Here is a 12599-nt window from a genome sequence, read left to right on the forward strand (position 1 = left end):
AATCGCCAGCGGACGAGCCGCGGCGACGGTGGAGGTCGTCAGGAAATTCGAGGAGGCGCGCGCGCCTGGGCGCTTGAGCCCTTGTGGGTGAAAACGGCAGATACATCCGCCGCGTGCCACACTACGCTTTCGACGTGGCGGGAGGGAATCGCGAACGCCGGCTGCGGCGGCGAATCGAGCGATGCGCCCGCCTGCGCCAGGCAACACAGCGCGCACGCACCGGCGTGCGCGGTGGGGTCGCCGGTTTGATCGTTCAGGCCCCCCTGCTCACCCCCGCTGTGGCAGATGACGCCGGCGGACAACGGATCGGCCACGGCCTGACCGGCCGCCAGACAGGCGGCAATCGGCGCCAGCACCTGCATCACCAGGGCGAGCAGGACCAGGGGTAGGAATTTTTGCAGCCGCGCGCGCATCCGCCGAACCATTCGTTCGCTTGCTAACTAAACACCGCGGCCTGCCCTAAGTCGAGGTCAGTTCCGCGGCCTTCTTGCCCCGGCGCAAATTTCTCGAAAACTGTGGTCGGAGCACCCTACCCCGGTGGGGAGGGCCGGCATTTGAGACAAGTCAAAGGCCCCACGGTCCACAGATTTCTTATATTTGTCATATACTTATAAGGTCGCCAACCCGATCATTTCGTCAGCTGCTCTTATTTTGAACAATCGTTGCCGAAAATGATGACAAGTGAGAAAAGTTGATCTAGCATCCTCTTGCTCAGGCGCTGACCGCGAGGTCGTGGCCTGGTGGTCCAAGTCTCGGGAGGAGCCCCTGGCGCGCAAAACGCAGCGTCGCCCCGTCAATCAAGAGCAAATCTTAGAATCGGGGATAATAGGGTCGACACAATTTTTGAGCGGGGCCAGGGCCCCGCTCTTTTTTTGCCTGCATGGCTGAAGCGCCGATGAAGGCTTCTCCCAATCCGATCGAGCGCAGTTTTGAGCTGGCGGCCTCGCGCTGCGCCGATCTGACGCCGAGGGTCTATCAGCGCCTGTTCGAAGAGCATCCGGAAACCCGGATGATGTTTCGCTCGCAAGGCAGCGAGCTCGTGATGGGGTCGATGCTCGCGCTGGCGATCGAGGCGGTCCTCGACTTCGCCGACGAGCGTCGCGGGCATTTCCGGCTGATCGCCTGCGAGGCCGCCTCGCACGAGGCTTACGGCACGTCACGCGACCTCTTCATCGCATTCTTTGCGATCATCAGGGATGCGCTCCGCGATCTGCTCGGCGATGAATGGTCGCCGGACATTGGACAGGCCTGGGATGCATTGCTCGTGGCGATCGACGCATTCGCCGGCGTGCCGGCCTGACGCTTTGCGCTGCACCAACGGTGGCTTGCTGCGATCGCGCGATTGATTGCAGATTGAGTGACGTCAGCTCTTGTGAGACACTTTCGGACATCGGTCGCGCAAGCAATGACGCGCCGACGATAAAATTTTACGGGAGCGAGCGATGTCCGGGACGAAAGATTTCTCGACGACGAGGCGCGATCTTCTTCAGGCGGCAGCGACCGCCGGCGCCGCGACTGCCATCCTCGGCAGCATGGGCATAAACCCAGCACTTGCAGCCGAAGTCGGACGATCCGAGAAGCCGCTGAAAGCGGCCTTCTCCAACGCAGGCCTCCAGGCCACCTGGTGCGCGCAGGGCAAGCAGGCCGCGGAATTCTGGGGCAAGCTGTTCAATGTCGAGGTGACCTGGTTCGATGGTCAGCTCGACGCGGTGAAGCAGCGCGCCGCGATCGACAACATGGCGTCGCAAAAATGGGATTTCGTCGCGATCCAGGCTTTCGGCATCGGCACCCTCACCCAGCCCGTGCAGAAGATGATCGACGCCGGCACGCCCGTGATCGACATGGACACGCTGATCGCGCCGCTCGACCAGATCAATGTCCACTCCTTCCTCGCCCCCGACAACGAGTTCATGGGCGCCTCGGTGACGCAGGCGCTGTGCAACGCCATGGGCGGCAAGGGCAAGATCATCATGACGCAAGGCGCGCTCGGCCATACCGGCGCACAAGGACGCGCCAAGGGCTTCAACTCGGTGGTCAAGCAATTCCCTGGCATCGAGGTGCTCGACACCCAGCCGGCCGACTGGGACGTCTCCAAGACCGCCCGCCTCTGGGAGACCTATCTCACCAAATATCCGCAGATCGACGCGGCGTTCTTCCACAATGACGACATGGCGCTCGCCGCCTACAACATCATGAAGGCCCGCAACCGCACCAACATCCTGATTGGCGGTGTCGATGCCATGCCGCCGGCGATCCAGGCGGTGAGCGAGGGCCGCATGTTCGCGACCGTGCGCAATCCATCCTGCCGCATCCATGGCGGCGCCATCATTGCAGGCGTGTCGGCCGTGGTCGGCGGCGAGAAGAGCGGACAGGGAATCCCGAAAAACGTCGTCACTGACGGCCCGGTCGTGACCAAGGCCAATGCCCCCGGCATGCAGTGGATGGAAGACCATTTCCTGATTTAGTCCTCCATGCCAGAGGTTCGTTCGCCCATCCTCGAACTGAAAGGCATCACGAAGAGCTTCGGCGGCGTCGAAGCGCTTCGTGGTGTCGACTTCGCGCTTCTTCCCGGCGAGATCCACGGTCTCGTCGGCGAGAACGGCGCGGGAAAAAGCACGCTGATGAAGATCATCGCCGGCGTGCATGCCGAATTCTCCGGCCGCTTCCTGATCGACGGGGTGGAGACGCATTTTCGCTCGGCGCGCGATGCGCATGCGGCCGGCATCGCCATGGTGCACCAGGAGCTCTCTGTCGCGCCCGACCTGACCGTCGCGGAGAACGTCTTCCTGGGCAACCAGCCGGTCAATCGGCTCGGCCTCGTGCAGTGGCGGCGGATGGCGCGCGAAGCCGGCGAGCAGCTCGCCCGCTTCGGCATCGACGTCGACCCGATGAGCAGGCTCGGCGACCTCCCGATCGGACTTCAGCAACTGATCGAGATCGCTCGCGTGCTGTTCTCCGGCGCGCGCATCGTCATCCTGGACGAGCCGACCTCCGCGCTCTCCCCGCCCGAGGTCGAGCGGCTGTTCGCAACGCTCCGGCGCCTGCGCGAGGAAGGCACTGCAATCGTCTTCATCTCGCATTTCATCGAGGACATTTTGCGCGTGTCCGATACGGTGACCGTGTTCCGCAACGGGCGGAAGGTCGCGGAGACGGCGAGCGCCACCACCAGCAAAGGCGCGCTGATCGAGGCCATGATCGGCCGCGGCGGCGAGGTGCTCGAGCACAGCTACACCGATGATTTGATGCTGCCGCAGCCGAGCGACAGCGTGGTGGTGCTGAAAGTCGATCAGCTATCGCTTGCCCGCAGCCTTCAGGATGTCTCGTTCGAGGCCCGCGCCGGCGAGGTGCTCGGCATCTACGGCTTCATGGGCTGCGGCCAGCAGGAGCTGTCGCGCATCCTGTTCGGCAAGCTGAAGCCGGACAGCGGCACGCTCGCCGTCGAGGGCACGCCAAAGACCTTTGCCAGCACGGCGGCGGCGCGGCGGGCGGGCGTGGCGCTGGTGCCGGAGAGCCGGCGCGACATGCTGTTTCACCAGGAGCCGATCTACAAGAACATCTCGATCAGCATTCTGGATCGCATCTCGTCCCTGCTGCTCAAGCCGGCACAGGAGCGCGATATCGCCAAGCGCCAGGTCGATCAGTTGCAGATCCGGCCGCCCGTGGTCGGCCTCGACCTCGGCATGCTTTCCGGCGGCAACCAGCAGAAGGTCGCGCTGGCGAAATGGCTGACCTATCCGCCCAAGCTTCTGGTGCTGTGCGAGCCGACCCGTGGCATGGATGTCGGCGCCAAGAACGACGTCATCAACATCGTCCGCGACCTCCGCGCCAGGGGGCTTGCCATCATCGTGCTGTCGACCGAGCCGGAAACGGTGCTGTCGCTGGCCGACCGCATCCTCGTGCTCAAGCGCGGCGCATTGGTGCGGGAATTCAGGAACGAGCCGGTCAGCAAGGACCGCCTGCTGGAAGCGGCGTGACGGAGCAGCACCATGACGAGCAGTGAAACGGTTCCGGCGGCGGCTGCGCGAGCGCGGGGCGTTGCGCCCTTCCTGCGCTCGCAGATGCGCAACATCGCGCCGTTCCTCACCCTGATCTTCCTGTCCGGCTTCTTCGCCTTCGCCAGCCCCTCCTTCGCAACGCTCGACAATCTCGGCAACATCCTGACCCAGGTGTCAGTGACTGGCATCATCGCGGTCGGCCTCACCTTCGTGATCCTCTGCGCCGAGATCGACCTGTCGATCGCCAGCATCGCCAACGTCACCGGCATCGCCGTCGCCTATTTCACGCTCCAGGAATCCTACGTCAACATCGCCAATGTGCCGCTACCGGGCGCGGTCGCGATCATCCTGTCGATCCTGCTCTGTGCGCTGCTCGGCCTCGTCAATGCGCTGGGGCTGACCGTGATCGGCATCCCCTCCTTCATCATGACGCTGGCGATGATGCAGATCGCGGCCGGCATCTCGGCCCTGCTGGTGCGCGGCCAGATCGCCTACAAGGTGCCGAGCCTGATCACGACGCTCGGCTCGGGCTCGATCGGCGGCATTCCCTGGATCGTCATCGTCGCAGCCATCATGCTGCTCGGCGGGCATCTGGTGCTGACCTACACGCGCTTCGGCCGCTACATCTACATGGTCGGCGGCAATCGCGAGGCGGCCGAATATTCCGGCCTCAACGTCAAGCTCATCCTCGGCGCGGTGATGGTGATCTCGGCGGTTTGCTCCGGCATCGGCGGCATGCTCGGCGTCGCCCATTTCGGCAGCGCGCAGCAGAACGAGTTCGACACCTACCTGCTCGACTCCATCGCCGCCGTCGTGGTCGGCGGCACCAGCCTGTTCGGCGGCCGCGGCGGCATCGGCAACACCATCGTCGGCCTGTTCGTGCTCGGCGTCCTCAACAACGGCCTCGACCACGTCAACATCGACAGTTTTTTGAAGATCCTGATCCGCGGCCTGATCCTCTTGGCGGCGCTGGTCATCAACGTCTACGCCCAGCGATTGAGGGAAAAAGCGGCGGAGTAAGGCCGCTCGCATCAAAAAGTGCGAAAACAACCCATGCACAGTAGCCGGGGCTAGCGGAATCAATGGCTTGCCGGTGACGCCGCACAATTGCGGATTTCACGAAATCCATTTGACACGTCGGGCAAAACAGGGGCAGGATGTCACCATGGCGATGTCTCGGCCCGAGGCAGCGCTGCCTGAACGCTCTGACGTTCAGCGCAAACAAATATCCCGTCATCCTGAGGTGCGGGGCAAGCGATGCGAACGCATCGCATGCGGAGCCTCGAAGGATGAACGGCCGAGATGTGCAGCCGGGCCGTCGCCCTTCGAGGCCTCCGCTACGCTCCGGCACCTCAGGATGACGGACATAGAGCGACGCTCGCTGCCCCCCGTCATTGCGAGCGCAGCGAAGCAATCCAGAGTCTTTCCGCGGATACATTTCTGGATTGCTTCGCTGCGCTCGCAATGACGACGTGGTGGCAGAGAGCTCGACCACGTGCACGCCGAAGTCTGAGAACGCCGCTACCTTCCGGCCTGATGGCTTTTTGTGGCGCTTTTTGCAGCCTGCTCGCGAGGTAACGTCTGGTCCTCCGACGACATGAATTGACGCTCCGCGGCGAGACGTCCCAATTCCAGCGTCGTGAGCAATTGCCCCTCGGATCCGCTTCACTCCGCGGCGATCGCCTCGATCTCCAGCAGCCATTTGCTGTCGACAGTTTCAGCGATCATGACCGTCAGCGCGGGTTCGTGTCCTTCGAGCATCTTGCGACGAATGGCACGATTGGGCACGACCTGACTGATGTCGGTCAGGAACGTCGTGACCTTGACCAGATGCGTGACGCCGAGGCCGGCGGCGGCGAGCACCTCGATCACATTGCGCCAGGCTTGCTCGCATTGCGCTTCGAAACCTTCGGGCACGCTGCCGTCGGATTTTTCGGGGACCTGGCCGCTGATGAACAGCAGGCGGCGATGCTGACTGAATTCAAGTCCCATGCTGTAGCCGCCGGCGGGAGCATGGACCGATGGTGGATTATGACTGACGATTTGAGCCATGTCAGATTGTCTCCTGTTCGCTCCGGTTTGCGATCGGTCGACCCTAACCGGCGGCATCGTGCCGGCGCAAAGCAATGTTGCTGCGATTCAGCGCAAGAAAATCTATTGCAAGCGCGCGGCCATTCAGTGACAAACTGGGCAGCGATGACTTACATCCTTCCTCCGCTGAATGCGCTCCGCGCATTCGAAGCCGCGGCTCGGCATCTCAGCTTCAAATTGGCCGCGCACGAGCTGCACGTAACGCCCGCCGCCGTGGGGCAGCAGGTGAAGGCGCTGGAGGCGCGCCTCGGCGTACGCCTGTTCGAGCGGCTGCATAAGCAGCTCATCCTGACCGCGGCCGGTCAGGCTTATTTGCCCGCGATATCCGAAGGCTTTCGTCATATTGCGGAGGCGACCTCGCAATTGAAGCCGGCAGGTGCGGCGCTGCTGCAATTGGGAGTCCATGGCAGCGTCGACCTGCGTCGCCTCGAACTGGCGGAGTTTCGCAGCGCGCATCCAGATATCGGCTTGCGGGTGCTGCAGCCCGCCGGCCTGCACGAACTGGTCGAGGGCAAGGTCGACCTGCTGATCGCGCGCGGTCTTGGCCACCATCCGGGCTATCGCTGCGACCGGGTCACTGAGGGGACCGGTTTGGGTGATTGGCTGGTTGCGCCTGAGGGCACTGCGGATTGCCCTGAAGTCGTCAGCTTCCGCGAATGGCTGCGCGCCTTCCTCGCCGAGAACCCGCACGCAAACCGCCGCCCCCGCCTGGTCGGCATCAGCGGACGTTGAGGCGGCCCTCTGTCGTTGCCAATCCCGCCTGCGCCGCAATCTCCTCACTTCGCCAGCACCGGACCGCATGTCCGTCGGCACGCGTTTCAAGCACCGGCCCGGGCTCGCGGCGGCACACCGCTTCGGCGTAACGACAGCGCGGGCTGAACGCGCATCCGTTTGGCGGATTGAGCGGATTGGGCAGGTCGCCCCCTGTCGTCGCTAACGGTGCGTGGCGTAAGGGATCGGGGATGGCGGCGATCAGGGCTTGCGTATAGGGGTGCGCCGGCCGTTCGAAAATCTCGCGCCAGTGGCCATTCTCGACGATGCGGCCGAGATACATCACGGCGACCCTGTCACTCATATGCTCGACGACGCCGAGGTCGTGGCTGATCATGATGAACGAGAGACCGAGCGTGTCCTTCAATTCCAGCAGCAGATTGATGATCTGGGCACGGATCGAGACGTCGAGCGCCGAGACCGGTTCGTCGCAGATGACGATCCTGGGATTGAGGATCAGCGCACGCGCAATGCCGATGCGTTGGCGCTGGCCACCCGAGAATTCATGCGGGTAGCGGCCCGACTGTTCGGGCCGCAGGCCCACATGCTGCAGCATCGTCGCAACGCGGTCCTCGATCTCGCTTTTCGCGGTCACGCCGTGCACACGCAGCGGATCTTCCAGCGTACGGCGAACGGTCTGGCGCGGATTGAGCGAGGCGTAGGGATCCTGAAACACCATCTGCACGATGCGGGCCAAGGCCTTCCGATCGCCGGATTGCCGGTTCGTCACGACCTGTCCGTCCACCACGATGCGGCCGCGCGTCGGCGTCAGGAGACCAAGGATCGACAATGCGACCGTCGACTTGCCCGAGCCGGACTCGCCGACGAGGCCGAGGCATTCGCCGCGCCTCAGGCTGAGATCGACGCCGTCGACGGCACGGAGCAGCCGCTTCTCGCGGCCCAGCAAGCCACCCCCGAGCGGAAAACGAACCGCGAGATCCTCGATGCTGAGGATGACATCGTCATCCGCTCTCCCCTGCGGTTCATGCATGATGGTGGCACCTGACAAGTCCGCCTGCCTCCAGCAAATCCGTCTCGGGCGCGACTGTCCGGCAAATATCGGTCGCCTGCGCGCAACGCGGATTGAACCGGCAGCCGTCTGGGAAGCTCGTAATGGCCGGAACGACGCCCGCGATCTCCTTCAGCCTGCTACGGCCAAGCGCGGCGCGGCTGCCAAGCCGCGGCAGCGAGGCGACCAAGCCTTGCGTATAGGGATGCGAGGGCGTCCGGAAGATATCGGCCGAGCCGCGCTCCTCGACGATGCGGCCGGCATACATGACGGCCACGCGGCGGCAGACATTGGCGACCAGGCCGAGATCGTGGCTGATCATCAGGATCGCCGTCCCTCTCTCGGCGCATAGATTGCGCATCAGCTCGATGATTTCCGCCTGCACGGTCACGTCGAGCGCGGTGGTCGGCTCGTCTGCGATCAGGAGATCCGGACCGCATGCCAGCGCGATGGCGATCATCACGCGCTGACGCATGCCGCCCGAGAGCTGATGCGGGTAATCCTTCACGCGCCGCTCGGGCGCGGGGACGCGGACACTCGCCAGCGCCTCGACCGCCAATTGGTTGGCTTCCCGCCAGCTCTTGCCCTTGTGCAGCACGAACATCTCGGCGATCTGCCGTCCCACCGGCGAGACCGGGTTCAGGGCCGTCATCGGCTCCTGGAAGATCATCGCGATGCGGTTGCCGCGCAGCTCCCGCTGCCCGGCGGCGGAAAGCCGCTGGATCTCCTGCCCCTTAAAGCGGATGACGCCGCCTCCGATCGACAACGGCGGCCGCAGCAGGCCGATCAAGGCGAGCGCCGTGATGCTCTTGCCGCAGCCGGATTCGCCGACCAAGCCGAACGTCTCGCCACGATCGATGCGGAACGAGACATTCTCGACGGCAGGCACCTTGCGGGATCCGTCGTTGAGATCGATGCGCAGATCCTCGACTTCGATCAGCGGCGGGCCCGTCATGTGCGCCGGCTCCGCGATTGTGGATCGAGAATGTCGCGCAGGCCGTCGCCGAGCAGGTTGAGGCCGAGCACCGTCAGGAAGATGGCAAGGCCGGGAAAAACCGAGAGCCACGGCGCCGTCGTGATCTGGTCGCGGGCTTCCGACAACATGCTGCCCCAGCTCGGAAACGGCGGGCGGACGCCGAGGCCGAGGAACGATAATGCGGCTTCGGACAGGACCGCGCTGCCCATGCCGAGCGTGCCGATGACGACGATCGGTCCGAGCATGTTGGGCAGCAGCTGCGTGATCATGATGCGCAAATCGCCATAGCCGAGCACGGTTGCGGCCTGCACATAGCCCTGACTCCTCAGCGACAGCGCCGAGGCCCGTGCGATCCGGCAGGTGAAGGACCAGTTGGTCAAGCCGAGCGCGATGAGCAGGCTGGTCAGGCCGGGCCCAAGCACCGCCATAATGGCCAGCGCGAAGATCAGGGAGGGGATCGCCAGCATGAGGTTGGTCAGGGCGTTGACGACATCGTCCCACCAGCCGCCCAAGTACCCGGCGCTCAGGCCCAGTGCCACGCCGATGATGCTGTTGATGAGCTGGGAGACGATACCGACCGTCAGCGAGACGCGCGCGCCGTAGACGACGCGGGAATAGATGTCGCGGCCCTGCCCGTCGGTGCCGAACCACCAGGTCCAGCTCGGCGCCTCCTCTGCGTTCATGAGGTTGGCATCCATGACGGGATCGGTGTGCGCCAGCCACGGCGCGAGCAGGCCGACCAGGATCGCAAGCGCGAACAATACGCCACCGATGATGAGATTGGCGCGGAGCTTCATGCGTATCTGATCCTGGGATCGATCACGCCGTAGAGCACGTCGATCAGCAAATTGATCGCGAGAAAGGCCAGCACCACCACGAGAATGGAGCCCTGAACGGCGGGAATGTCGCGCTGGAGGACACTGTCGACGAGCAGCGAGCCGATGCCCGGCCACGAGAACAATTTCTCGACGACGACCGCCTGTCCCATCAACGCACCGAATTGCAGGCCCATTGTCGTGAGGATCAGGACGAGCGCGTTGCGCATCACGTGCCACTTCACGACACGCATCTCGCTCATGCCCTTGGAGCGCGCCGTGCGGACAAAATCGGCGGTCATGATCTCCAGCACTGCAGCGCGCGTCGTCCGGGCCAGCAGCGCCATCGGCGAGACGCCGAGTGTCACCGCCGGCAGGATCAAATATTTGAGGCCGCCGTCGCCATAGCCGAAGCTCGGCAGCCAGCCGAGCTTCAAGGCGAACAGGTACATCAGCAGCAGGCCGAGCCAGAATTTGGCCATTGACAGGCCCGACACGGCGACAACCATGGAGACCGTGTCGACGATGCCACCCGGTCGCAATGCTGCGACGAAGCCGAGTGGAACGCCAATCGCAATCGCAAACGTCAAGGCTGCGAATATCAATTGCAGCGTCGGCCACATCCGTTTGGCGATCATGATCGTGACCGGCTCACGAGTCCGGAACGACGTCCCCAGATCACCTGTCGCAAGCTTGGCGATGTAGGAGCCAAAGCGCATGTAAACAGGATCGTCGAGCCCGAGCTGCTTCTTCATGCGCTCCACGACCTGCGGGTCCGCTGCCCCTCGGCCGTCATCGCTCATGCTCGAGACGATGCTGCCGGGGACCACGCTGAACAGCACGAAGACCACCAGCACCACGGCCAGCACGGTCGGAACGGTTTGCAGGATTCGACGGGTCAGAAAGGCGAGCATTGCAACTGTTCCTCCCTCCCTCCAGCGCTTCCCGCGATGAAGGGAGGGTGAGAGCGCGTGTCACTTGGCGGGCGACGACTCGTCCACCCAGAGGTCCTCGACGTTCTGATGGGTCAGTTCCGTCGCATTCAACTGAATCCCCTTCAGCCACGGCTGCACCGCCATGACCGCCTTGTTGTAGTTGAAGAACCAGACCGGTGCCTCTTCATAGAGCAGGGCATTGGCCTTCTGGAGCAGTTGATCGCGTTTCGCAGCGTCGTCGGTCTGCCCGGCTTCGTCGATCAGCTTGTCGAAATCTGCGTTCTTGAAGGAGGTGTAATTGCAGGCTGATTGCGGCGTCGACGAGTAGAAGCATTTCAGCGCCGCCTGAGGATCCGGCCCTGTCGCCATGGAATAGACATAGGCCTGGAAGTCGCCTTTCTTGATGACCTCCGCCAGCACCGCGGTCTCGACCTGCTTGACCTTCACCTTGATGCCCACGCGGTCCAGCATCGGGATGATGGCCTCGACGATCGGCAGACCCCAGCTTTCATTCTGACTGGTCGTCCATTCGAATTCAAAGCCCGTGGGATAGCCGGCCTCCGCAAGCAACTGCTTTGCTTTCGCGGGATCGAAGGCGTAGGGCTTCATTGTCTTGTCGTAGATTGGCGAGGTCAGAGGCAGCCAGCTGGTGGCGCGATAGGCCTTGCCTTTGACCAGCTTTTTGATGATCAGGTCGGTATCGATCGCGTGGTTGATCGCCTGCCGGACGCGCTTGTCGGCAAACGGCTTGAATGCCGGATTCATCCCCATGTGACGCGTGAAGACCTCGGCAACTTCGACGATGGTGCCCTTGAGGTCAGGGTCGGCCTGATAGGCGACGTATTGTGCAGGCCCGAGCACCGAGGTGTCGATCTCCTTGTTGCGGAAGGCGACATCGCGGGCCGCGGCCTCTCCCATGACCGACACGATAAGCTTGTCGGCATAGGGCTTGCCGGGCTTGTAGAACCGGTCCCACCGCTCCAGGACGATGCGCGATCCCGGCACATGCTCGACGAACTTGAACGGCCCGAGGCCGATCGGCTTCTGGATGAAGCTTTCCTTTGCACCTTCGTCTGCGGGATAGATCGAGGTCAGCGCGTTGAAGAAATAGAAACCCGGATCGACCTTCTCGGTCAGCTTCATCTCAACGGTGAAGTCGTCGATCTTCTTCAGGCCGGAGATCTCTTTGGCCTGGCCCTTCTCCACTGCGGCCGCGCCCTCGATCACCCGGACGAAACGCGCGCCGGGATAGGCTTTGGTGCCGTCCATGATGCGGTTGTAGGACCAGATGACGTCGTCAGCCGTCATCTTGCGGCCGTTGTGGAAATAGGCATCGTCTCGCAGCTTGAAGGTGTGAACCAGGCCTCCGCCCGAGACCACGTCTTCCTTGGCAAGCTCAAGAACCGGCTTGCCGTCCGCGGAATTCCAGATGTAGAGCGACCGATGCAGGGCCTTGGCGTAGATCTCGTCCTGGGCACGCTGTGTCGTGTGAATGTCGAGGCTGGAGAAACTCGAGCCATAGGGCGCGGTCATGCGGATGGTTCCGCCCTTGCGCGGGGTCTGAGCCTCTGCCGTGGTGACCAGCGCCAGCCCCAAACCAGCGACGACCGCAATCATCCTGAACATCATGTGTCCCCCAACAACGCAGGAATTCCGATCAGGGATTTGATCATTCGTCGCCTGTCGAAAGCAAGCTTCGTTTTGGTGGCAACCGATGCCGGTTCCGAATAGCAGCCCTTCGACGGAGAGCTCGGGGCTCAGGTTGTATCCCCCGGGCGATGCAAGCCGCCGATTGACGCGGTGCGTCATCGAGCGACCAGAACCAGTGAACATTTTTCGCGATCGATGCGACCAAGCTCAGGATCGTTATCTGAGCCCCAGGGATCGCGCACGGCGTCCTGCTCCCGGTGCGGCTTTATTGACGTTCAGCGACAATCCCTCCCCGTCACTGCGAGCGCAGCTCTCTCCACCGTCATTGCGAGGAGCCCTTGCGACGAAGCAATCCAG

Annotated in this window: 12 protein-coding genes; 5 read left to right on the plus strand and 7 right to left on the minus strand. The window is 63.3% G+C overall.

Annotated features, from left to right (window positions below; all coding sequences use genetic code 11):
• Positions 1–38: 38 nt before the first annotated feature.
• Positions 39–413 (minus strand): DUF2946 domain-containing protein, encoded by a 375-nt coding sequence (locus BLV07_RS13360; RefSeq protein ID WP_176945514.1) that lies wholly within the window; start codon positions 411–413, stop codon positions 39–41.
• A gap of 482 nt (positions 414–895) precedes the next feature.
• Between BLV07_RS13360 and BLV07_RS13365 the strand changes: the two genes are divergently transcribed.
• The 4 genes from BLV07_RS13365 to BLV07_RS13380 all read left to right on the plus strand — a co-directional run bounded on the left by BLV07_RS13365 (position 896) and on the right by BLV07_RS13380 (position 5015).
• A complete protein-coding gene (locus BLV07_RS13365; protein WP_176945515.1) occupies positions 896–1300 on the plus strand; it encodes a globin in 405 nt (134 codons plus the stop codon).
• Between the two features lie 142 nt (positions 1301–1442).
• Complete coding sequence (locus BLV07_RS13370) at positions 1443–2465, plus strand: sugar ABC transporter substrate-binding protein (RefSeq protein WP_091885915.1); 1023 nt, start codon at positions 1443–1445, stop codon at positions 2463–2465.
• Between the two features lie 6 nt (positions 2466–2471).
• The gene (locus tag BLV07_RS13375; protein ID WP_091885918.1) at positions 2472–3974 is read left to right on the plus strand and encodes a sugar ABC transporter ATP-binding protein; all 1503 of its coding nucleotides are present in this window, start codon (positions 2472–2474) and stop codon (positions 3972–3974) included.
• 12 nt (positions 3975–3986) lie between these two features.
• On the plus strand, positions 3987–5015 hold the full coding sequence (locus BLV07_RS13380; RefSeq protein WP_091885921.1) for an ABC transporter permease: 1029 nt from the start codon (positions 3987–3989) through the stop codon (positions 5013–5015).
• A gap of 645 nt (positions 5016–5660) precedes the next feature.
• On the opposite strand, the gene BLV07_RS13385 is transcribed toward BLV07_RS13380, so the two are convergent.
• Positions 5661–6047 (minus strand): RidA family protein, encoded by a 387-nt coding sequence (locus BLV07_RS13385; RefSeq protein ID WP_091885925.1) that lies wholly within the window; start codon positions 6045–6047, stop codon positions 5661–5663.
• A 144-nt stretch (positions 6048–6191) separates the two neighbouring features.
• Here BLV07_RS13385 and BLV07_RS13390 point away from each other — a divergent pair, with 144 nt between their 5' ends.
• The gene (locus BLV07_RS13390; protein WP_091885928.1) at positions 6192–6818 is read left to right on the plus strand and encodes a LysR family transcriptional regulator; all 627 of its coding nucleotides are present in this window, start codon (positions 6192–6194) and stop codon (positions 6816–6818) included.
• Here BLV07_RS13390 and BLV07_RS13395 read toward each other — a convergent pair.
• From BLV07_RS13395 to BLV07_RS13415, 5 genes are read right to left on the minus strand one after another with little or no spacing between them, the layout of a single operon-like run.
• Positions 6805–7848: an ABC transporter ATP-binding protein gene (locus BLV07_RS13395; protein WP_091885933.1), complete on the minus strand. Its 1044-nt coding sequence runs from the start codon at positions 7846–7848 to the stop codon at positions 6805–6807. The genes BLV07_RS13390 and BLV07_RS13395 overlap by 14 nt on opposite strands.
• Positions 7841–8821: an ABC transporter ATP-binding protein gene (locus BLV07_RS13400; RefSeq protein WP_091885936.1), complete on the minus strand. Its 981-nt coding sequence runs from the start codon at positions 8819–8821 to the stop codon at positions 7841–7843. The genes BLV07_RS13395 and BLV07_RS13400 overlap by 8 nt, the downstream gene beginning before the upstream one ends.
• Positions 8818–9639, minus strand: coding sequence for an ABC transporter permease (locus tag BLV07_RS13405; protein ID WP_091885939.1), 822 nt, complete (start codon positions 9637–9639; stop codon positions 8818–8820). Before BLV07_RS13405 ends, BLV07_RS13400 begins: the two co-directional genes overlap by 4 nt.
• Positions 9636–10571 carry an ABC transporter permease gene (locus tag BLV07_RS13410; RefSeq protein WP_091885942.1) on the minus strand — a complete coding sequence of 312 codons (936 nt, stop codon included), beginning with the start codon at positions 10569–10571 and terminating at the stop codon, positions 9636–9638. The genes BLV07_RS13405 and BLV07_RS13410 overlap by 4 nt, the downstream gene beginning before the upstream one ends.
• A 60-nt stretch (positions 10572–10631) precedes the next feature.
• Positions 10632–12221 carry an ABC transporter substrate-binding protein gene (locus BLV07_RS13415; protein ID WP_091885946.1) on the minus strand — a complete coding sequence of 530 codons (1590 nt, stop codon included), beginning with the start codon at positions 12219–12221 and terminating at the stop codon, positions 10632–10634.
• Positions 12222–12599 lie beyond the last annotated feature (378 nt).

Source organism: Bradyrhizobium sp. Rc2d, assembly GCF_900099855.1.
In the GTDB taxonomy this organism is placed as follows: domain Bacteria; phylum Pseudomonadota; class Alphaproteobacteria; order Rhizobiales; family Xanthobacteraceae; genus Bradyrhizobium.

Coding starts and splice junctions, on each gene's coding strand:
- BLV07_RS13360 (WP_176945514.1), bottom strand. CDS start 413: ATGCGCGCGCGGCTGCAAAAATTCCTACCCCTGGTCCTGCTCGCCCTG.
- BLV07_RS13365 (WP_176945515.1), top strand. CDS start 896: ATGAAGGCTTCTCCCAATCCGATCGAGCGCAGTTTTGAGCTGGCGGCC.
- BLV07_RS13370 (WP_091885915.1), top strand. CDS start 1,443: ATGTCCGGGACGAAAGATTTCTCGACGACGAGGCGCGATCTTCTTCAG.
- BLV07_RS13375 (WP_091885918.1), top strand. CDS start 2,472: ATGCCAGAGGTTCGTTCGCCCATCCTCGAACTGAAAGGCATCACGAAG.
- BLV07_RS13380 (WP_091885921.1), top strand. CDS start 3,987: ATGACGAGCAGTGAAACGGTTCCGGCGGCGGCTGCGCGAGCGCGGGGC.
- BLV07_RS13385 (WP_091885925.1), bottom strand. CDS start 6,047: ATGGCTCAAATCGTCAGTCATAATCCACCATCGGTCCATGCTCCCGCC.
- BLV07_RS13390 (WP_091885928.1), top strand. CDS start 6,192: ATGACTTACATCCTTCCTCCGCTGAATGCGCTCCGCGCATTCGAAGCC.
- BLV07_RS13395 (WP_091885933.1), bottom strand. CDS start 7,848: ATGCATGAACCGCAGGGGAGAGCGGATGACGATGTCATCCTCAGCATC.
- BLV07_RS13400 (WP_091885936.1), bottom strand. CDS start 8,821: ATGACGGGCCCGCCGCTGATCGAAGTCGAGGATCTGCGCATCGATCTC.
- BLV07_RS13405 (WP_091885939.1), bottom strand. CDS start 9,639: ATGAAGCTCCGCGCCAATCTCATCATCGGTGGCGTATTGTTCGCGCTT.
- BLV07_RS13410 (WP_091885942.1), bottom strand. CDS start 10,571: ATGCTCGCCTTTCTGACCCGTCGAATCCTGCAAACCGTTCCGACCGTG.
- BLV07_RS13415 (WP_091885946.1), bottom strand. CDS start 12,221: ATGATGTTCAGGATGATTGCGGTCGTCGCTGGTTTGGGGCTGGCGCTG.